Source organism: Paenibacillus sp. FSL K6-1230 (assembly GCF_038002385.1).
Lineage (GTDB): Bacteria > Bacillota > Bacilli > Paenibacillales > Paenibacillaceae > Paenibacillus > Paenibacillus massiliensis.
In genome coordinates this window covers 5856329-5878122 of the sequence record NZ_JBBOCK010000001.1, presented here as the reverse complement: position 1 = coordinate 5878122, position 21794 = coordinate 5856329, and the positions used below count along the sequence as shown (strand labels likewise).

The 21794-nt window shown below is 50.4% G+C and carries 17 protein-coding genes; 6 read left to right on the top strand and 11 right to left on the bottom strand.

What is annotated here, in order from left to right:
* Positions 1-8: 8 nt before the first annotated feature.
* The 4 genes from MKX74_RS26065 to MKX74_RS26050 are packed head-to-tail and all read left to right on the top strand — an operon-like array spanning position 9 to position 4439.
* The gene (locus MKX74_RS26065; RefSeq protein ID WP_028589829.1) at positions 9-830 is read left to right on the top strand and encodes an ABC transporter permease; all 822 of its coding nucleotides are present in this window, start codon (positions 9-11) and stop codon (positions 828-830) included.
* 7 nt (positions 831-837) lie between these two features.
* Entirely contained in the window at positions 838-1626 is a 789-nt protein-coding gene (locus MKX74_RS26060; protein WP_018884026.1) for an ABC transporter permease, read from the top strand.
* Between the two features lie 15 nt (positions 1627-1641).
* Positions 1642-2703 (top strand): ABC transporter ATP-binding protein, encoded by a 1062-nt coding sequence (locus tag MKX74_RS26055; protein ID WP_341180247.1) that lies wholly within the window; start codon positions 1642-1644, stop codon positions 2701-2703.
* Positions 2704-2726: 23 nt separating this feature from the next.
* The gene (locus tag MKX74_RS26050) at positions 2727-4439 is read left to right on the top strand and encodes an adenine deaminase (RefSeq protein ID WP_341180665.1); all 1713 of its coding nucleotides are present in this window, start codon (positions 2727-2729) and stop codon (positions 4437-4439) included.
* Positions 4440-4776: 337 nt separating this feature from the next.
* Here the strand turns inward: MKX74_RS26050 and MKX74_RS26045 are convergent, their stop codons facing one another.
* Positions 4777-7335 carry a GH36-type glycosyl hydrolase domain-containing protein gene (locus MKX74_RS26045; RefSeq protein ID WP_341180246.1) on the bottom strand — a complete coding sequence of 853 codons (2559 nt, stop codon included), beginning with the start codon at positions 7333-7335 and terminating at the stop codon, positions 4777-4779.
* A gap of 537 nt (positions 7336-7872) precedes the next feature.
* On the opposite strand from MKX74_RS26045, the gene MKX74_RS26040 reads away from it, so the two are divergent.
* Positions 7873-9087, top strand: coding sequence for a nitric oxide synthase oxygenase (locus tag MKX74_RS26040; protein WP_341180245.1), 1215 nt, complete (start codon positions 7873-7875; stop codon positions 9085-9087).
* A 212-nt stretch (positions 9088-9299) separates the two neighbouring features.
* Here the strand turns inward: MKX74_RS26040 and MKX74_RS26035 are convergent, their stop codons facing one another.
* From MKX74_RS26035 to MKX74_RS26015, 5 genes are all read right to left on the bottom strand, one after another.
* On the bottom strand, positions 9300-10181 hold the full coding sequence (locus MKX74_RS26035) for a TetR/AcrR family transcriptional regulator (RefSeq protein WP_341180244.1): 882 nt from the start codon (positions 10179-10181) through the stop codon (positions 9300-9302).
* A gap of 11 nt (positions 10182-10192) precedes the next feature.
* Positions 10193-13309 (bottom strand): efflux RND transporter permease subunit, encoded by a 3117-nt coding sequence (locus MKX74_RS26030; protein WP_341180243.1) that lies wholly within the window; start codon positions 13307-13309, stop codon positions 10193-10195.
* The gene (locus MKX74_RS26025; protein ID WP_341180242.1) at positions 13302-14705 is read right to left on the bottom strand and encodes an efflux RND transporter periplasmic adaptor subunit; all 1404 of its coding nucleotides are present in this window, start codon (positions 14703-14705) and stop codon (positions 13302-13304) included. Before MKX74_RS26025 ends, MKX74_RS26030 begins: the two co-directional genes overlap by 8 nt.
* 278 nt (positions 14706-14983) lie before the next feature.
* Entirely contained in the window at positions 14984-15703 is a 720-nt protein-coding gene (locus tag MKX74_RS26020; protein ID WP_018884033.1) for a 3-ketoacyl-ACP reductase, read from the bottom strand.
* 127 nt (positions 15704-15830) lie between these two features.
* A complete protein-coding gene (locus MKX74_RS26015; protein WP_018884034.1) occupies positions 15831-16139 on the bottom strand; it encodes an antibiotic biosynthesis monooxygenase in 309 nt (102 codons plus the stop codon).
* A 241-nt stretch (positions 16140-16380) separates the two neighbouring features.
* On the opposite strand from MKX74_RS26015, the gene MKX74_RS26010 reads away from it, so the two are divergent.
* The gene (locus MKX74_RS26010) at positions 16381-16752 is read left to right on the top strand and encodes a VOC family protein (RefSeq protein WP_341180241.1); all 372 of its coding nucleotides are present in this window, start codon (positions 16381-16383) and stop codon (positions 16750-16752) included.
* A gap of 293 nt (positions 16753-17045) precedes the next feature.
* Here MKX74_RS26010 and MKX74_RS26005 read toward each other — a convergent pair whose 3' ends face one another.
* The 5 genes from MKX74_RS26005 to MKX74_RS25985 form a co-directional block, all read right to left on the bottom strand.
* Positions 17046-17918, bottom strand: coding sequence for a DUF4097 family beta strand repeat-containing protein (locus tag MKX74_RS26005; protein WP_341180240.1), 873 nt, complete (start codon positions 17916-17918; stop codon positions 17046-17048).
* Positions 17915-18517 (bottom strand): DUF1700 domain-containing protein, encoded by a 603-nt coding sequence (locus MKX74_RS26000; RefSeq protein ID WP_341180239.1) that lies wholly within the window; start codon positions 18515-18517, stop codon positions 17915-17917. Before MKX74_RS26000 ends, MKX74_RS26005 begins: the two co-directional genes overlap by 4 nt.
* Positions 18504-18839, bottom strand: coding sequence for a PadR family transcriptional regulator (locus MKX74_RS25995; RefSeq protein ID WP_018884038.1), 336 nt, complete (start codon positions 18837-18839; stop codon positions 18504-18506). Before MKX74_RS25995 ends, MKX74_RS26000 begins: the two co-directional genes overlap by 14 nt.
* Before the next feature lie 288 nt (positions 18840-19127).
* Entirely contained in the window at positions 19128-19673 is a 546-nt protein-coding gene (gene nrdG / locus MKX74_RS25990; protein WP_341180238.1) for an anaerobic ribonucleoside-triphosphate reductase activating protein, read from the bottom strand.
* Positions 19670-21613 (bottom strand): anaerobic ribonucleoside triphosphate reductase, encoded by a 1944-nt coding sequence (locus MKX74_RS25985; RefSeq protein ID WP_341180237.1) that lies wholly within the window; start codon positions 21611-21613, stop codon positions 19670-19672. The genes nrdG and MKX74_RS25985 overlap by 4 nt, the downstream gene beginning before the upstream one ends.
* Between the last annotated feature and the right edge of the window lie 181 nt (positions 21614-21794).

Here is a 21794-nt window from a genome sequence, read left to right as displayed (position 1 = left end):
AGTTAGTCATGAAGAAAACGTACTTGTACTGGCTGCTGCTTCCGGGACTGCTCTTTTTGATGGTATTTATGATTATTCCGATCGTACTGACGATCGGCTCGACCTTTGTCCGGGACAGCTCGTTCTCACTTGAGGGCTATCTTCATTTCTTCAAGGACCCTTACTTTCTGAAAATATTGCTGACTACGCTGCAGGTCAGTGTCATTACGACCCTGATTTGCATTGTAATGGGCTTCCCCACAGCTTACTATATCTCGCAAAAGGCACCCCGGCGCAAGGGTATCCTATTGGCCTTGGCGATCTTCCCGCTGCTTACGAGCCCCGTAGTACGCTCCTTCAGCTGGATGGTGATTTTGGGCCGCAAGGGGCTGCTGAATAATACGTTGATCAGCCTTGGAATCGTGGATAAGCCGCTGGAGATTCTATACACCCCGGCTGCTATGGTCATCGGTCTGGTGCACTTATTCCTGCCGCTGATGATCATCTCATTGGTCGGTGTGCTGGAGAATATTGATCATGATCTGATCCGGGCCGCACAGAGTCTGGGAGCATCGCGTATTGCGGCCTTCCGCAAAATTGTCTTCCCGCTCGCTGTGCCGGGGCTCATCATCGGCGGCATTCTCGTCTTCGTAGGTAGCCTGACTGCATATACTACGCCGGCCTTGCTGGGAGGCAAGCAGCGTGTCATCGCTACATTCCTGTATCAGAATGCCATGACGCTGAACGATTGGTATCTGGCTTCGGTCATCGCGACCATTATGATCGTTATTACATTTCTGGTTATCGGCTTGGTGAATAAGGGAGCCGCCAGACTGAATCCGAAGGGGTAGGTGGATTATGAAGGACAAACAATATGGACTTGGCTTGTTCAGTCTGCTGGTCTTCGTGTTCCTGCTGGGCCCGCTTCTGATTATTTCGGCCACATCCTTTGAGCCAGGCACAGTGCTGAAGTTCCCGCCAGAGGGCTTCTCCTTGCGGTGGTATGAGAACATATTCGAGGTTAGCATGTTCATGAAGACCTTCAAGACCTCCATGATCGTATCGTTGTGCGGCAATGTGCTGGCGCTGCTGCTGGGCGTACCAGCGGCTTATGCGCTGAGTCGCTTCTCCTTTCGGGGCAAAGCACTGCTTAACGCCATATTTCTCTCGCCTGTACTGATTCCGGGAATCGTGCTGGGCTTCACACTGCTGAAATACCTGATTGTCGTATATCAGCTGCCGATCTATGCCGGACTCCTGATCGGTCATACGGTCATTATGCTGCCGTTCATTATTCGGGTCATCGCCTCCAGCCTGTCCAACTTCGATTTTGCTATTGAGGAGGCGGCGCTGAGTCTGGGGGCGGGCCGCTTCGAGACCTTCGTGAAGGTTGTGCTGCCTAATATCCGCTCAGGGATTATTGCGGCGGTGTTGATTGCTTTCCTGGAATCCTTCAACAATGTAGACATCTCTGTATTCATGACGGGTCCAGGCTTCAGTACACTGCCGATTCAGATGTTGACCTATGTAGAGAACTATTTTGACCCGACCATTGCCGCATTGTCTGTGCTACTGATGGTGTTGACGGGTGTGCTGATGTTCGTGATCGAGCGAATGATGGGATTATCATATTTCACTAAAAGGTAATGGAGGTGCAGCCACATGGCATTGCTGACATTGGATCATGTATCCGTTGCATACGAGAATCAGCTGATACTTAAGGATTTTGATCTCAAGCTGGAAAAGGGTCAGCTCTTGTCCTTGCTCGGACCAAGCGGCTGTGGCAAGACGACAACACTGCGTCTGATCGCAGGCTTTCTGGAGGCGAAGCAGGGTCAATTCCTCTTCGGTGGGAAGGACTATACCCGTGTTCCGGTGAACAAGCGGAATTTCGGATTCGTATTCCAGAGCTACGCCCTGTTCCCGCATTTGTCGATCTTCGACAATGTTGCGTTCGGACTTCGACTACGCAAGGTCAAGGAGGACGAAGTGAAGCGTCGTGTAATGTCCATGCTGGACACAGTAAGCCTTACTGGCTTCGAGAAGCGCTTCCCTGCCGAGCTGTCTGGTGGACAGCGGCAGCGTGTAGCGATTGCCCGCGCACTAGTCATTGAACCGGATCTACTTCTGTTTGACGAGCCGCTGAGCAATCTGGATGCGAACCTGCGTGTGAACATGCGCGTGGAGATTCGCCGAATCCAGCAGGAGTTAGGGATTACGACCGTGTACGTATCTCACGATCAGGAGGAATGCTTCTCGATCTCCGATCAGGTCGCCATTATGAATAAGGGTAATATCGAGCAGCTTGATGCGCCTCCGGCCATCTTCAAATATCCAGCGACTGAATTCGTGGCTCGTTTTATCGGCTTCAATAACTTTCTGGAATTTGACGGACCTGCCGTGGCGGAAGGAGAGCATTTGCGTCTGACTGCGGGTGACGGCACGTTCCGGCTCACACGCAATCCAGGTACTGCTACGATAGGTGCACGCAAAGGTGCTATCCGTCCAGATGACCTCGTCATTCGTGATGCTGCAGGCGAACTGGGAGATAATGAGCTAGCCGGAATTGTCAAGGTCAGTACGTACCTGGGGCGCAGCTATCAATATGTCATTGAGACGGCTCACGGTAGCTTCACCGCCAATCAGGAAATGGACACTCCATATCAGAGCGGACAGCAGGTACGTCTATATGTGCCGCAAGACAAAATGGTATTGGTGCAATGAAGGAGAATCCGGATATGCGTGAAATGCGAGCGGACAAGCTAATTAAGCAAGTGAAGGTGTACAACAGTTACTTCAGACGATTCGAGGAAGGAAATGTCGCTGTACTGGATGGCCGTTTCATCTATATTGGCAATCGAGGACAAGAGACATTCCAGACGGCTGAGATCATAGACGGTAGTGGAAAATACATGGTTCCTGGGCTCATTGACATTCATCTGCATATTGAGAGCTCCATGGTGACACCAGCCTCGTTCTCTCATGGACTGATACGTAGCGGAGTGACAAGCATTGTCCCCGAACCGCATGAGATGGCGAACGTGTTCGGACTTGAAGGCATCGAAGAGATGATGGCTGTCAGCAAGTCATGTACCGCAGATATGTTCTACTCAATCCCCAGCTCCGTCCCGGCTACGGGCCTGGAGACAACAGGGGGCGAGATTGATATCCCTGAGATTGAGGCGCTCTTGCAGACGGGCGAGATGATCTGCCTCGGAGAGATCATGAATTACGTAGATGTCATCCGGGCTCCTGAGAGCAAGACGAATCGGATTCTGGAGTATGTACGGACGCATCACCCCGATCTCATCATCGAAGGCCATACGCCGAAGCTGTTGGATCTGGATCTACACCAGCTCATCAGCGCGGGTATTGGCTCGGATCATACGCATCAGAGCATCGAGGGTATGACAGCCCGCATCGCCGCGGGCATGTTCATCGAGATTCAGGAGAAGTCGATGACCGCTGAAGTGATGGACTACCTCATTCGTGAGGATGTGCATCAGCATTTCTGCTTCGTGACGGATGATGTAATGCCGGACTCCTTCATCGAGCATGGGCATCTGGATCACATTGTACGCAAGGCGATTGGCATGGGAATGAAGCCCGAGCACGCGATCTATGCAGCTACGTTCACCCCGGCATCACGGATGCGGATGCATGATCGTGGCAGTATCTCGCCAGGCAAGGTAGCGGATTTTGTACTGCTGTCGGATCTGGAGTCTTTTGCGATTGCACAGGTCTACAAGGACGGCAACAAGGTCTATGATCATACGGAGGAGTATCGGCAGGAGCGTCATATCGGAGCATTCCCCGAGCATTTCTACCGGAGCGTGAAGCTGGAGAAGCTGTCAGAAGCGGACTTCTGCATTCATACCAGTGAGGCAGAGGGTGAGCACAGCTGCCGGATGATGATGGTGAAGGATGGCTCGACGTTCACGGAGGAGGCTATCGTCAATGTTCCAGTGAAGGATGGACAGGTGAAGTGGGAGGGCAGTGGTCATGCTCTGATCGCTACCTTCGAGCGGTATGGCAAGAATGGGAACCGTGCTTATGGTCTCATTGGCGGGGATACCATTCAACGAGGAGCGATTGCTACAACCTACTCTCACGATAACCATAATCTGCTGGTCATTGGACATAGTGTGCCGGATATGATCCTCGCGGCGAATACCGTCATTGAGAGTCAAGGCGGATTCTGCGTGGTGGATGCCGGACAGATCAAGTCACATCTGAAGCTTCCGGTAGGCGGTATTCTGACCGAGGAACCGCTGGAGGAGGTCGCTGTGCAGGTGGAAGAGCTGCGTGCAGCGATGCTTCAGCTGGGCTATCGACATTACAACCCGATTATGTCTCTGAGTACCCATTCGCTTCCGGTCAGCCCAGCCCTGAAGATTACGGATTATGGACTGATTGATGTGAATGAAGGCAAGGTTGTGCCGTTGATTGTACAACGTTGATTGTTCAGTAATGGTTGTTTAGCAATGGTTATTCAGAAATGTTTATTCAAAATGATTGTTTAATAAGGAAAGCCAGGGAACTCCCGCGAAGGAGTCACCTGGCTTTTTGGTAGTGAGTAGCTACAGAGTAGCTTGGAACGAATAATTAAGAGTAAATAAATGCTTGAGTGAAAGTAAGCAAGTATGGCAGTGAGATGATAGTGTACTGGTGCTAGTACTGAATGTTTGTAGCCGCAAGGGGGACTTCATCAGTACGCATACTGTGACTGACATCCGTTTAAGCATCAGCTAATATACATTTTGGCTTACTTTGTGACACTCAGCCTTAATTCTGTCCTCAGACGACAGGGAGCTTCACCTGCACCTGATACAGTGCCCCCGAGTCCAGATCCTTTAACACACCGTCAGGGATCAATCTGCCTTCAACATATACTTCTGTAGCAGATACCCCGGCTGCTCGCGTGATCTGGATGTCGAGCAGGGCACCACGGAAGCTGCGTTTGATTGCCGCCTGCTGCCATGCTGAAGGGAGCTGAGGCTGGATACGTAGCCCTTGGGCAGTACCCTGAACGCCGAATAGTCCATCTACGAGACAGCGATATACCCACGGTGCCGTCCCTGTATTGAAGAGATGACTGGAGCGGCCAGCTGTCTTCGGAAATTGGCGATAGGCTCCGCGATAATAATTCGGAATGAAGACGGGAAGCTGGCCGCGCTGGAGGATGTCCTCGCGATCGGGTCCAGGCAGCATCTTCCGCAGGAGCCGGTAGGCGTGCTCCTGCTCACCAGCCTCATAGAGACCATAGATATAGAAGGCAGCAGCATGATTGTACACAGCTCCGTTCTCCGCACTGCCTGGATGCTTCTGGGTTACGCGTCCCACATCCTCACGCATAGCTGTGAAAGAGGGAGCGAGCTTTTCCACCCCATAGGGTGACTCCAACTGTTCCTCCACAGCACGGATCAGCTTCTGTTGCTGAGAAGCATCCGCAGCGCCACTTAGCAATGCCCAGCCCTGTGGATTAATGAAGATACGTCCTTCCTTATCGGTGTGGACTCCGAACACGACATTATCGTCCGTAATGCCGCGCGCGTACCAATCGCCATCCCACAGATACTGGTTAACGATCGCATTCGTCTCCTTCGCGGCCAGCCGGTGCTGTGCTGCATGTTCCGCATGCCCACCTGCCTCGCAGATGTCGGCCCATACATTGAAGGCATATGCAGTAGCAATGGTGAGCCAGCCGGATACGCCCTTGCCCTTATAGCCGACCATATTCATTGGGTCGCACCAGTCACCCTGCCGGATGTAATTCAAGCCGCGTTCGTCCCGGTCCTGTGCCAGCCATTGCATGGCTCGGTTCATATGCTCGAATACAGTTGCAGGTTCACTGCTGTCGGCAAAGGGCAGGATTTCGGCCAGCAGTGCATAATCGTTCGTCTCATCCAGATACGTACTGAGGCAGATGGGCAGCCATACACAATGGTCCGTATGAGGGACCTGATTAATGTATTTCAGCTCCGCATCCGGGTGCAGGATAATCCCGTCTGGCATCGCGCCGCTGGACTCTTGCTGAGCGAGAGCCGTTATGAATGCATTTCTGGCTACCTCAGGCATGATATAGCTCATCCCCATATGATCCTGAAGGTAATTCCGTGTCTGCGGGTCGGTCGTCAGGCGATTGGTTGCCCCGTGATAATACATCTGGCGCGGTAGCCAATGATTGACGAAATTGTCCAGATCCGCGTCGGGTGTATGAATCTCCAGCGGTCCCTTGCCTGCGCTGATATATGCGGCATACTCCTGTGCAGCAGCAGTGAAGCCGTCCTGAGCTGGCGTGCTCAACGAGTTCTCGTTTGCTGCATGCCTCATCGTCTCTGTATGTTCTCTATCCCCTGTATTCTCTACATCAGAATAGGTATCCTTGCTCTCGAATGAGCGCTCTAATGATCCCGAGGTAGCGGTGGAGGTATGCGCATAATCCTTCAGATCAGTATGCTTAGCAGGCTCAGTAGGCTCAGTAGGCGAGAAATACCTGCGGCGTATATCTGCGATCTCGCTCTCATGCTGTGCCGGACCGAACACCAGCCGAAATTCCTGCTCCTCGCCTGCCTTCAGGTCGAGCTTGTATTGCAGCACGGCTGCAGGGGTCTCGTAGCGGGCTTCGCCGCCAGCGAGAGTATCCGCATGCAGGGCAGAGGGATGCATAATGCCGCCTTCTCCCTCGAATTCCTCCTGATTGGCTTCCCAGGCTGTAGGCTCGCGCTCTGCCAGCAGAAACGTTTTATCCTTCAAATGCTTAATCTTATCGTAATCCTTGTATTTCTGGTAAGGGGTGATGGAGGAGGCCACAATAGCTTGTAGGTCAGGCCGATACTCGCCAGACTGATTCATCCACGACATATAGCCGATTGTAAAATAGGGATACAGGCTCACCCTGCGGTGTGCCCCGGACACATTCCTCACCGTGATCTTCCATAGCTCATGCGGATCATTTTTGGGCAAGGTTAGCGTCATACCGATCTCAAGCCCGTTATGGAGCACTTGCCAATGTATATCATGCTTTCCTACCGAGAAGGAATACTGCTCAAGCTCAGCGCGGACGGGCTCGTATGGAGCAGAGAAGACAGTTCCATCTTCCTCGTCCTTCACATACACGAATCGTCCGGGGTGGTGTGCATAATAAGGCTGCTCCGGCTGCATGAAGGTCTTGGCCTCCAGATTCGGCGCATGGGAATACTTCGCAGGCTCTGGCTGCATGAATTGAGCCACGATATATCCGCGGCAGTTGACATGCACCATCATGCTCTCGTTCCACAGAAAGCCCGAAGCTCTCGGCAGCAGGGTGGGGCTAAGCAGTTCGTAGCGTTCATCATTATGGGTGGCTTGAATCATACGATATCCCTCATTTCATTGGAAATGTGCTTGCACGGAATGGAGTACGGAAAGGAATAATGAGAAAATTTGTCAGCGCTTACTCTACACCTTACCACAGGTTCGCCCGGAATGCAGTGTAGGAGTAGAGCATGGAAAACAAAGCGTATAGAATCCATGGAGTATGGACTGAATAGAGCGCGGAATAGAATGGGGATGGAAGGTGCATCGAATGGATGGTGCATGGAATGGCATGAACAGAGCGTCGAAGTATGGAATAGATCCAATTGAATGACTAGATAAAATGGAACGGATCGTCAGATTGCTTGTTGCTGGAAAAGGTGTGGAGATGCAGTGAACAAATAGGCAATGCCCTGATGGGTTGTTGTATAAGAGCGTATAATATGAACACAAGCACATTCAATATTCTGGAATCTACTCAAAATGCCATACAGTAGCGTCATACCGTACAGAAGGTAGCAAGAGTCATAGTATAGCGTGAAGTATGGGAGAAAAGTACATGAACGGTGCGGTTATACCGCAGGATGGAGGAGCAGGATGTCGCAGATAGAGCATTCCGAGCTTATACAAGAAGCAGAGCAATTCATACATACAGCCTATCAGGAACTGGGGCGTAGCCCGGAGGAGGCTGAGCAACGTCTACAGGTGATTCGGCAGAATATTCATGACCGCGGCACCTACGAGCATAGCTATGAGGAGTTGGAGCATGGTGCTCGTATGGCTTGGCGCAATAGCAACCGTTGCATTGGACGCTTGTTCTGGGACAAGCTCCGTGTGCGTGATGAGCGCCATTTGACTGATAGCAACGCCATTGCAGGGTCCCTGCTGGAGCATATTGAGCTTGCTACGAATGGAGGCCGGATCATTCCGACCTTGACCGTATTTCGCAGCGCACAGCCTGCTCTGCCGACGATCCGCATCTGGAATCACCAGTTGATCCGGTATGCCGGTTACCATACGGACCACGGGATTATCGGCGATCCGCTCTCTCTGGAGCTAACAGCCTGGTGCCAGCAGCAAGGCTGGCAAGGGAAGAAGACCGACTATGACATCCTACCGCTCGTAGTACAGATAGGCGATCAGGATCCGACGCTTCATCCAATCCCGGATGGACTAGTGCAGGAGGTAGCTATTGAGCATCCCGATATTACAGCCATTAACGAGCTGAGGCTTCGTTGGTATGCCGTGCCGATTATCGCTGATATGATGCTGGAGATCGGAGGGATTGAATACACTGCGGCTCCCTTTAATGGTTGGTACATGGGCACGGAGATTGGTGCTCGCAACTTCGCAGACACATTCCGTTATGACAAGCTACCTGCAGTGGCCCATGCTATGGGGCTGGATACGGGAAGTGATACGACGCTCTGGAAGGACCGTGCATTGGTGGAGCTGAATGCAGCTGTACTCTATTCGTACAAGCGAGATGGGGTAAGCATCGTAGATCACCATACGGCAGCGGCTCAATTCAAGCTATTTGAGGAGCGTGAGCAGAAAGCCGGAAGAGAGCTGACAGGGAACTGGACCTGGCTGATACCGCCAATGTCTCCGGCAGCGACACACATCTTCCATTCCTCCTATGATAACAAGCTGGTACGGCCGAATTTCTTCGCACAGGACAGGCTCTATCCAACTGAGCATTGCGAAAAAGCTGCTTCCAAGTTGGATCAAGGTGCGGGTGCAGCGAGAGACTCAGAAGTGATGCATCAGCAGCATAGTAGGAAGACCGGAGGCGGCTGTCCGTTCCATTAATGTTTTGAGGAGATTATGAACAAAGCAGAGGAGTTGGCGTTCGCATGCCGAGGCGAGGCCATACCTTGCTGTACATAATTTAACCCAAAGGTCGCCCTTCAGACAGGCATTAATATGCGCTGCTGGGGGCGACCTTATTTGTCGTGTTCAAAGCTTTAAGCCTTCTCATATGGTCGTGAGTGACCAAGGGTACTCGTGCTGGAAAATGGGGATTATGCCCGTAGTACAGACTTTAGCTGATTACAAGGCACTCGCAGCTCAGCAATCTGTTCCAAAAAGAGCAGAAGTGCCTTGACGTGTGCAGTCTCGTGTAATGTCTCAGATAGCTCGGCTTGAAGGAGCTCAAGAATGTGTTGATACTCACTTGGGTCTACATTTGGTATAGGGTCCTTTTGTAAAAAGTCGTGCATATTTGCAATTATTGAAGTGATCTGCTGCCAACGATTCCATGGTTTTCCCCCGACCATATCTTCACTTCTGGAGGGCTTCCACATGATGGCGTGATCGTTATTCGGATCGTTCATTCCTTGCACCAGCATATCTGTAATACTCATTACAAAATCAGCCAGCATCTGATGCTCAGCCGTGCTGAACTCCAGGCTGCTCATTCTCACATAGCTGATGAGCATACTTTTGATGACAAAAATAATGTCATAATAGTAGTGGTAGCCTTCCTCACCATACAGATTGGTCATTAAGTGCAGTAATCGCTCGGACAAGCTATTTTCAAGAGCTTCCACCCTCTGCGCAATGCTCTGATCGGTGGAGCCCAGCAGTGGTACTGAGAAAATAAGCAGATGCATCTTGCTTTGATAGACGCGCTCAAGAACAATGATATAGAACTGAGTTAGCTTCTCGCGAGTAGATAGTCTGGAATCGAGATAGATGAGCTCCAGTTGCTTTTCCATATCCTCTTGCACAAAAGCAATCGTGCTTTGCAGCAGCTCTTCTTTACTTTTGAAATACTTGTAAAAGGACGCCTTGACCATACCACTTCGACGTGCAATCTCATCTACGGAGGTGGCCTCGTAGCCTTTCTCGGAGAATAGCGAAAGGGAGGCCTGGATAATATCTTCACTGGTTATTTTTTTCATGGTTCCTCGTTTCAGTTCAGGTTTTGTTCAGCAGCTTTGAGCATAGCTGGTTCCACCTTTGTTCTGGTCCTTCGTCTCCGCTGCGATCTGGCGTTCATGAGGTACAATGCTGGTACGACGAACATGGTGAGCAGGGTGGAATACATTAGTCCAAAGATGATCGTATAGGCCAGCGGCCTGAATAGCAGTTCCCCGATGGCCGCAATAGGAATCATTCCCACAATCGCCGTCACCGATGTCAGCAGAATTGGACGGAAGCGGGCATACGTGGCTTCGATCACGGCCTCTTCCAGCTCCGCTCCTTCACGACGAGCATCCTCGATGAATTCGAGCAATACAATGCCATTACGTACAACAATGCCTGCAAGTGCAGTCATGCCTAGAATCCCCATGAAGCTGATGGGCATATTCAGAATGAACAGGCCAAGGACGCCGCCTGCCGCGGCCATATACACGGTGGTCAGGATGATAGCAGGTGCAGAGAAGGAATAGAACTGCAGGAAAATCAGCATGAAGATGAGCAGGATGACGACGATATAGAGCTGCCCCAATTCAACTAATATATCATTTTGGCCTTCCACCTCACCTCCAATTGCCCAGGTGAATCCTGTCGGAAAGGAGGCTTGCTGCAGCTGGCTTGTGATTTCCCTCATGACCTCGTTGGTTGTCCGACCACGTACTTCGGCATCTATGGTTAAGGTACGTTTTAAATTATAGTGATTAATTTGCTGAGTTTCAAAAGACGGCTTCATGTCCACCAGCTGAGTCAACGGAATTTGCAGGCCTGATGCATTGGTCACCTGCAATTGCGAAAAGAGCTGTTCTGGCTGGTCATTGAGTCGCCCCAGTCTCATATTCATCCGTATCAAATCATTGCCTGTATCGAATTCGCTGAATTGTAGCCCATTGCCCATCAATAATAGCGTATTGCTTAGGCTCCGGTAACTGACCTTGTGCTGGTCCATCGCTTTCTTGTCTACTCTAAATTCCAGAGTATAGCTTTCATTTTCAGTCCGCCTATGAACATTCTCTGTCCCTCGCGTATCCATAATCTGCTGCTTCACGGAGTCGGCCAGCACTTGTAGCTGAGAGAAATCATTTCCCGAGATACGAATGGAGACAGGCTTACCTAGCGGCAGTCCCATTTTAGGGATCTTGAGTGTGATGGATTGACCGGGATATCGCTCTTTTAAGGCGGCAGACCATTCCGAGAGAGCTTGCTGGGTATCCAATTTTCCGGCTATCCCAACCACAGCCACCTGCCCAACTGTAGGTCCGGTGCGGTCGTCAGCAGTCATATCCTGAAACAACATAGGCGCACTGCCGCCAGCTGCGTAGGTCACTGTCCGAATATGCGGCTGCTGCTGTACCCAGCTTGCGATATCAGCGGTGATTTCCCTTGTCTCATTGATCGAGGTACCCGCAGGGGTAAGCACATTTATGCTGATATGAGGATCATCAGTTGTCGGAAAAAGATCCAGTGGTACAACAAGGAGTAAACCATACAACAGAGTGCTGACGAGTAGCCCACCTGTCGCATAGAAGGCAGGCCGCTTCAACACTTTTGGGATCATCTTGCCGGAATAGAAGTCACGAAGTTTATCAATCTGAGTACCTAGCAGTCCAGCAGAAGTCGGAGACTTGTGCTTGTGCTGCGCGTAGCGCTTTTCCCCATACCATTTTCTGAAAATTGGAATGATGGTCAGCGACATCAGCATGGAAGCCAGCAGCGTGAAAATAACCGAGTAAGGAAGCGGTCGGGCAAATGAGCCGGCATCCCCCGTCAAAAAAAGCAGCGGGCCAAACGAAGCGACCGTAGCCAGAGTGGCGGTTAAAATGGATATAGCCACTTCTTTGGTTCCGCGCAGCGCAGCGTCTTCCGGGGATTCGCCCAATGCGTGCATTCTCCGCTCAATGTTGTCATTAACTACTACTGCATCATCCACTAGAATACCCATCACGATGATCAAGCCAATCACCGTTACCTGATTCAGCGTAACCCCCACTATTGGCAAAATGATCAGACCAATAGCAATAGAAATTGGGATAGCCAGTGCTACAAATGCAGAAGTAATCAGATTCAATCCCAGCGTACACACAATAATCACGGATGCTATGGCAAACATCATTTCACGTGATAGGTGATGGAAGATATCCGCTACGCGCTCTGTCTGGGAGTACAATGTCTGCAGTGTATAGTCCGAAGGCAGCGTGTCCTTGAGGAGAAGCATTTCCTGATCTACAGCTGCAAAGATGTCCTCCACATCTCCACCTGTGTCTCCCATGATGGTCAAGATCACTGCAGGCTCCCCATTATAGTAAGCCAAATAGTCAGACTGACTATGGGTAAGCAGAACAGTACTGATATCCTTCAGATATACGGGGGCATCATCGGCAGTTCGTCTGATCATAATCTGCTGAAGATCTGCTGTGTTCCGGGACTGATCCACCTTCAGCTGATAGGTCATTTCATTGTAGTCCAGATTTCCAAGCGGACTGCGTTCATTTTCATTTTGAATCGCCTGCATGACTTCTTCCCAGGTGATCTGATACTGCTGTAGCCTGGATGCATCAATCTGAATCTGGACTTCCTGATCGGGAAGACCCTCTATGTGGATTTGGGCAACCCCCGGAACGGTATTCAACTGATCCTTCCAATTCTGCATCAGGTCATGTAGCTTGAGAAGCTCTTGGGTAGAATTGGAGGTGATTGCGTAGGAGTGGATGAGTGTTTTGTTCAGGTTTTCGTTCATCATTGGCTTCTGGGCGTCCCCGGGCAAAATGGACTCTGCATCATTAATTTTGTTCCGAAGTTCTTCCCATACGGCTTTGGCGTCCGCCGTGCCTTCGGTCTCAATACGAATGGTGGACATCCCATACTCCGAGGTGGACTCCAGTGTCTTGATATGCTCGACCTCTCTGAATTTTTGCTCCAGCGGGGTAGTGATTTCCCGTTCTACTTTTTCAGGATCAGCCCCGGGATAGATTGTCATAACGACTGCATTTTTCTGGATAATGTTAGGCATCTCTTGTCTGGGAAACTGAGAGAATTCGAAGGCACCCAGTACGATAGCCATTACAAAAATAAAGATGGTCAGCTTCTGCTTGCGGATAAAATATTCAATCATGTGACTGCTCCTCCACCGCCTGCACAGCTAATCCGTCATACACAGAGCCGGCCCCGGATGTAACAATAACATCCCCAGCGGATAAGCCCTCGGTAATCTCCAACTGATTGCCAGCCAGAGCTCCCGTTGTCACTACCGTTTTTACGGAATGTTGGTCTTCAATGCGGTACACATATGTCTCGTTGCCGTTGCTGAGCACAGCCTTGGCAGGGATGAGGAGTTGCTCGGCCTGCTGCTTGCTCAGAGCTGCTTGAACTACCTGTCCGGGTGCCCAGCTATGATCAGAGTTCGAGAGGGTTACCTCTACATCTACAGTGCCTGTATTGGAATTGGTCGCTGGATGGATGACACGGACCGTTCCGGTTCTCTTCTGGTCGTACAGGCTCAGGCTCACCTTGTCTCCTGCTTTCCATTGTTTGATTTCCTGATCGGGAATCGGCAGAAGCAACTTCAATTGGTCTATTTGTCCGATCCGATAGATGCTCTGTCCAGAGAGTGCCATCTCACCCACATTCATGTTCTTATCCAGAATCACTCCAGAGATTGGCGAGGTGAGCGCAGTTTTGGATAGGGACAGCTCGGCTTCCTTACTCGCAATGATAGCTTGCTGATAGAGCGTGTCCGCTTGATCGTGTGCTGCTGTAGCCCGCTGCAATGTTGCCGAGGCAGCTAATTTGGCAGCTTGAGCCTGCTGAACGCCAGATTCTGCTGTAGCCAGATCCTCTTGGGTAGCTCCCTCTTCCAAAAGAGACAAAGCATGTTGAGCATCCTCAAGGTCCTTGAAAGCGTTAGTGAGTCCAAGTTGAGCTTGCTCATATTCGTTCTTAGAGACGGCTCCCTGCTCGTAGAGGGATTTTATGCGGGTCGTATCCGCTTGCTTCTGGGCCAGGGCCGATTCTGCTCTAGAGACCTTCGCGCGCGCCTGGTCCTTCTCCTGTTGCCTTGCTCCCTTGGTGGTCTTGTTCAGTGCTGCTCTGGCAGCCACAATCTGAGCCTCGGCAGAGGCTACGGAGGCGTCTGCCGCCGCCATCTCTGCTGCTGCATTTTTTATGCCCGCTTGGGCTTCGATGATTGATTTTTTTGCCTTATCCAGCTGAAGCTGATAAGCGGAGCTGTCCAGTCTAGCTAATACCTGATTCTGCAGGACGGTATCCCCAATCTCGAAGGAGGTCTCCTGGACCAGACCGGATAGTTCAAAAGCAATGTCAGCCTCCTTGTAGGCCTCCAGTGTTCCTGAGAAAGTTCGGATGACAGAGACTGATTGAGATCGGACGATAGAAGTTCCGACTGTTATCAAGTCAGCATTTATATTGGAATCCGTGGCTCCTGTAGACGTACACGCTGAACTGATTACCATACTGCAACTGATAGCCACAATACATAGGGCTCGCTTCATGGATAGATAATCTCCTTTCTCAAATGTACTTTAGAGTATAAAAATAAACTATTTAGTATAATGGAGAAAATTATAGGTAGAGAACGTTTTGTTGTCAATAGGAATGTGCTTATTAAGGCTGTGTGTAAAATCCACTAAAAGTTGTTAACTAGCGGAGCACTAACTCAGTATTTTGCCAGTGCAAAACAAAAAAGCTGCTCCCGAAAGGAAGCAGCTTTGCAGAAATCACACGTATTCAATTAAAGTATTAATGTCAATTCGGAAAACGATACAAGGGCTTATTGCGGATTCGTTGTCCAGATGCCTGCAGTCTTGATGAATACACGCTTCGGTAGCTTAAGTACGGATACAATCAGTTCAGCGACATCCTCTGGCTGCATCATGCGATCCTCATCGCCGATCCCAAGTCCTGCATTTACGGCAAGCTCCGTATTTACGGTACTCGGTGTCAGAGCCGTCACGCGGATATTGGACTTACGAACTTCCTGCATTAATGCCTCGGTGAAGCCCATAACCGCGAACTTGGAGGCATTATAGGCAGAGCCTGTCGCAAAACCGCGCTCCCCAGCAGTAGAGGCTACATTGATGATAGCACCGCTGTTTTGAGCGATCATGCTCGGCAGGGCAGCTCTGGTAATGTAGTAGGTTCCCATGAGATTCACATGTACGATGCGCTCCCACTCTTCAGGGTCCATGTCTATGACTTTGCCGAAGGAAGCCGTTCCCGCATTATTAATCAGAATATCCACAGCACCGAGCTCTGTCTCCAGAGAGGCGATTGCTGCTTCTGCCTGTGTGCGGTCAGATACGTCCGCTACAGCACATACGACCTTTACACCGTATTCGGAGGACAATGTCGCTTGAAGCTGCTCCAGATCGGCTACGGTACGGGCAATCAGTCCCAGACTAACGCCCTCCTTCGCCAAGGCGATAGCTGTGGCTTTGCCGATTCCTTTACCAGCCCCGGTAATGATAGCTGTCATGTTCTTAAGTTCCATTTTGTTCGTTCGCTCCTTTGTAAAATGCGTTCCTTGGCACTGGCCAAGTCTTATAGCTGAATCGAAAGGTTGTATGTACATGAATGGGTACCAGGTGTGCTGCGATTAAGCAGGAATAGTAGTCTGATTAATCCTCTGCAGAGATATGAGCCAGCAGCTCATACTGATCGAGAGAGGCTCCCAGGATATCTTCGTTCTTCCCCCGTCCCTGATGGGCCTTGCGGAAGCTCTCGCTCTGGGTCCACCCACGGAAGGCCTCTTCATTGTCCCACAGCGTGGACACCTTGATTTCTTCCTGATCTTTGTTTACCCCATGCCATACTTCCATACGTACAAATCCGGGCATTTCCGAGACACCTTCGCCTTCACTGAATCGTTCTGCCAGCTTCGCTCCGGTTCCCTGCTTGACTTTGATCGTATTCGTTACTACGAACATGGTAATCTCCTCCTGAGAAAGTAAGGTCCGCAGACACTGCGGTCAGGCTCTCCTTTATTATACTTGGATTAAGCAGGCAACACCAAATACAAGGAAGATCCATAAGGAGCATTCTGCTCCACAAAGATGAGATTGTCTTAGAAGAAATTGAGAAAGTGGTAAAACGCTACTGACATACTGTTGGCAAGAGGGGGGATGTACAATCGAGATATTAAAAATGAAATACAAAGGAGGACATTTCATGATGTCAGCAATTGGACCCGACTTCATTTCACTTCAAGTAACTAATCTTGAAGACTCTGCAGAATTCTATCAAAACTATCTTGGGCTTGTCCGCTCACAGGCGGGGCCACCTCATGCTGTGGTCTTCGATACAAAGCCTATTGCATTTGCTCTTCGTGACCTTATGCCAGGAGTAGAGCTCGGCTCGGGTACTCAGCCTGGACTTGGTGTCGCCCTGTGGCTTCATGCTCCTGATGCGCAGGAAATCCACGACAAGCTTGTTCAAGCAGGAGTAAAGATTACATCTGCGCCAATAGATGGACCCTTCGGGCGAACCTTTACATTTGCCGACCCAGATGGTTACCTAGTTACCCTTCATAGTAAAGCCTAATACGCGAATATATCCACCTACACAAGCTAAACACATACACACTCAGCACACGGATCATTAATAAAAGGTGCTAGCCATTCCTTCAAGAAAAACCGTCAGGGTCACTTCACACCTGGCGGTTTTTCAATCTAATACTTTAATTTTCAGTCCAGTCTCGAAGTTTCGTTGGACATCTGACACTCGTTTTGGCCAAATACGATTACGGGTGTGTAAGAATCTGCAGAGAGCGTAGTTAGTAGAGAACGTAGTTAGTAGAAAGCGACTAAACACTCCTGTTTGATCTGGTCAAGGTGTTAGTTAGTGATGACTACATCGCCGGAAGTTGCACGTACCTTAATGATATGCTTAGCCTGTGCGCTGGAAGGAGGAGTCACGATATCACCGGAGGTGGTGCGTACATCATAGATGGCCTGTGATCCAACTGGAGTCTCGATGCGGACATCTCCCGACTTCATGGATATATCCAGTCCCCCAGCTTCTCGTTGACTGATCTCGACACCACCAGAGGTCGCCTGAACCTTCCCTTCACCACGTAGCCCGTCAACCTTAATATCACCGGAGGTCATCTGAAGGTCAAGGTTCGCAGTAGCATTGAGGATGCTGAGTTCTCCTGATGTCATTTTACTTGTGAAGTGATCTGCGGTCAGGTTGTTCAGATTCAAATCGCCAGAAGTTAGCTGGACGGAGGTCTGATCTGCATGAACATCCTGGAGATTATAGCTGCCTGACGTGCCGCGGACATCCAGATTGGACAGCACTGCACCTTGTGGCATATGAATCGTCAATGTGCTTTTATTGGATTCATAAATTCCGAAATTAAAGAAGGATATCCTTGTCTCCGGCTTCATGATAAGCTCAAGCTGTCCATTCTGGATGTGAGCCTGCTCAAGCTGAGCAAGTACCTTCTGGTCGAACCGTCCTTCTAATGTGATTGTCCCTTGTGTATCCTGACTGTCCGCGAATTGTACATATAGATCATCGCTTAGCAGTTCAACTTTCAAGGTCTGCAGCTCATCAGCGGCAAAGCTCCATTGCTGCTCATGAGCGACTCGCTCAGAATTGTTCGAGCCTAAGATGCCTTGGTTAGCATCAAAGCCGAGTGCAGCCATCCCGGCTATTCCGACCAGCATGCAGAGTATAGCCGTCATTATCCACTTGCGCTTCATGATGATTTTCCCTCCACATAATTCAGATTCTTGCGCCAATACTGCACGGTAAAGTGAGCCAGTCGCCGCATCCATCGTCTAACTGCCATGAAGAGCAGTATGCCTGCTCCTGTCATGAACAGGGATAAGAACAACTTGAACAAGTGGAATTCGCGATTCATGACCCACTCTGCGATCAGAGCCAGCGGTGCGACCAGACAGGATATAGCAATGGCAGCAAGTGAGAGCCAGAGGCTCCAGATCACGGAGAATACGGGAAGTCCGATCATCAGATTCAATAGTACAAGTCCAATGATGATAAGGGCTGTCGCTACCGGGTGTCTCTTTTTTACAGGTGCAGATGTCCAATCTTGCATTGTCGAAGCTTGTAGGGTCTCATCTTGTATTCCCTCAACCTGTGCAGCCGGAAATTCCTCTAGTGCTTCGATCGCAATATCAACGGGATGACCCAACTCCCTGGAGATATCCTCCTCGCTCTTCCCGCTGGCCATTCCGAATGTGAAGTGCTGCTCCATATCCTCCAGCAAATCCCTGCGAATGTGCGGTGGCAGTGGTCTAAGATGCGTCTCTAACTCTTTCATAAACTCATGCTTCTTCATGCCCGTGTCCTTCCTCCAAGAGATTGGTGACATTGTGTACAAAATGATTCCATTCCATATGCAGGACCTGCATATACTCCCTGCCCGTGGGAGTGAGGTGATAATATTTGCGTGGCGGCCCTTCGCTCGATTCCTGCAAGTAGGTTGTGCAGTAGCCCTCAGTTACTAGACGACGCAACAGAGGATACAGCGCCCCCTCCGCGACCTCTACATGCTTGGACACCGCCTGCACCAACTCGTAGCCGTAACGGTCTTGGCGGCTTATTAATACAAGAACGCACAGTTCCAATACGCCTTTTTTAAATTGAATATGCACGTTCAATGGCTCGAACCCTCCAAATTCGTAATCAAAATGTGAATCAACAACGAATCATATCCAGGAGACATGATCCATGCTCCATGAATCGTCATGAGCTATGCAACGTTCAGTACTGTGCATTGAACAGTAGCTGGATATAACTTATCACCCTCTACTGAATAATGCAAGGTACTGGTCATGAAAAAATAACCAGCGTTCTTCGGAACAGTCAAGGAGCTGTTGAAGATTGCTGGTTAGTTAGGGATGGATTAGTCTGGAATCCTGTACTGAACATCTGAGCTCTATTGAGAGCTACCAGCGGGCAGAATCTGAGAGGACCACCCTCTCCTTGTTCGCCTGATCAGACCAGAGCACGCAAGCTCCGGCCCGGATACTGGCTGGCACATCGACAAGGCGCTGATTGCGGCTACCCCGGAAGGGGAGAGACACATCCTTCTCGGCCTGAACGAAGCGTCCATCCACGATCACATCGCATAGCTCGGCAAGCGTCCGCCGCTCCTCATCCTCCAGTAGCTCTTCATACACGAATCCGGTATAAGCCCAGACGCTCCGACTCGGACAGCTTTGTCTGAACTTGCGTACGAATTCAGCACATTCTCCGGCGGAGAAGAAGGGATCTCCCCCGCAGAGGGTCAGCCCGTCCAATAGCGGATTGCCCGCAATCTCTCGAATGATCTCCTGCTGGCGGACTTCCGTGAACAGTTCTCCGCTGCGGAAGCTCCATGATTCCGGGTTGAAGCAGCCAGGACAAGCATGCCGACAACCGCTGATGAAGACTACCGCTCGCAGGCCTATACCTTCATTCAGTGATTCAGGGATGTATCCGAGCAGATTCACTGGTGCTTCACCCGATCACGAACTTCCGCCTGCTTGGCTCCATTGAAGCGTACAGTGTAGTCCCCAGTAAGGTAGCCGGTCACGCGGCGCAGACGCTGGAAGTGGGTCGTGCTCTCTTCGGCTTCACATTTCGGGCATTCGGAGCCAATAATCCCTTCATAACCGCAGCATGGGCAACGGTCAATCGGGTGATTGATCGAGAAGTAGCCTACATTTTGGGACAGCGCGTATTGTACAATCGAACGGAAAGCAACAGGATTACTACGTACATTACCATCCAGCTCAATATATGAGATAGCGCCCGCATTGCACCAGAGGTGGAAAGGAGCCTCCAGTTCGATCTTCCGTGCAGCTGGTAACGGATAGTATACCGGAATATGGAAGGAGTTCGTGTAGTATTCACGATCTGTAACTCCTTCGATAACGCCGAACTCACGCACATCCAGCTGTGTGAATTTGCCAGACAGTCCTTCGGCAGGTGTTGCGAACAGCGTAATATTCAATTCATGCTGCTCACTCATCCGATCGCAGAAGCTCCGCATGGCTGTGATGACGCGTTGAGCTTCACGATAGACCGTATCATTCTCTCCGTGATGCTGACCGTACATCGCCTTCATGCATTCAGCCACGCCGATGAATCCCAGAGCAAGGGTCCCGTGCTTCAGCAGATCGCCGACCTTATCCTCAGGGGATAGCTGCTCGCCGCCCTCCCAGACTCCTTCTCTCATCATGAAGTCCGAAGCCTTCGCAGGCTGATTCGCTTGAATACGATAACGATGGATCAGACCCTCGACAGCGATCTCCATCATCTCTTTGAGCTTGTCATAGAAGCCTTTGATATCAGGCACGGTGCGTTGTCCCTGGCAGGTTCCGAATTCGATGCCCAGACGTGGGAGATTGATGGTGTTGAAGGACAGGTTGCCCTTGCCGCTCTGCCGGTTGCGTCCGAAGCGGTCGCCGATTGTACGGGTTCTGCAGCCCATGGTAGCAATGATGGTATCAGGTTCATTTTCACGGTAGTATGGCAGGTTGAAGCTCGCATCCACATTCACGAAGTTCGGATACATCCGCTTGCTGGAGCATTCAACGGCGAGCTGGAACAGATCATAGTTCGGATCTTCAGGAGCCTGATTTACTCCTTGCTTACATTGGAAAATATGCTGTGGAAATACCGGAGTCTCTCCGCTACCTAGTCCACGAATCGTGGATTCGAGCAGGCTCTGAGCGACCAGTCTTCCTTCCATTGAGGTACACATTCCATAGTTCAGCGATGTAAAAGGAATCTGTCCACCTGCCCGGCTGCTCATCGTATTGAGGTTGTGGATCAGGGACTCGGCAGCTTGTCTTGTCTCGCTAACGGTCTCTTCATGAGCAAATGCCCATGAACGTGGGCACTGAGCTTGTACCTCTTCGTTGCTCATCGTAATTAGCTGTTCTTCCATTGTCGTAGACTCGCCGAACAAGCGCATTCCTTTCTGGAAATGTCTACGGAAGGAGCGGGCTACGTAAGGAGCCAGATCCCAGTCAATCTTGTTCGCGGATACCCCGCCGAATTGGCTGTTCTGCTGCGCCTGGAAAATGATGGCGACCAGCGCCATAGCAGACATGATCGTCTGCGGCGTACGGACGGAGCCGTTGCCTGTGTTGAAGCCGGAAGCCAGCAATCGATCGAAAGGAATAAAGATGCAGTTCGTCGTACCGAGCGCATATTGATCCATATCATGCACGTACACATAGCCATCATCAATAGCCTTCAGCAATGCTGGAGGCAGCACCTGCTCTCTTGTGTACCATTTTGCATATTCCGAGCCCAATTTACTCATCTTACCGCTGAAGGAATCTCCGTTCAGATTCGCGTTTTCCCGCAGCATTTCAAGATCTTGAGCTCCAATGACACGTTCGCCTATAGTATGAACAGATGTTCCTGAGGTTGTCTTCATATGGGGTTACCCTCCGTCAATTCACAATATATTGTTATATGATTGTCCCATTGTATCTACATATGGTGTTTTTTGAATGTGACATTGATCACACCGAGTAGGTGCCCAATGCCGGAAAGCCCACAGTGTACGGGGAAGTGAAGCTTGAGATATTTTTTGAGGTTCGATATGATGAAACAGT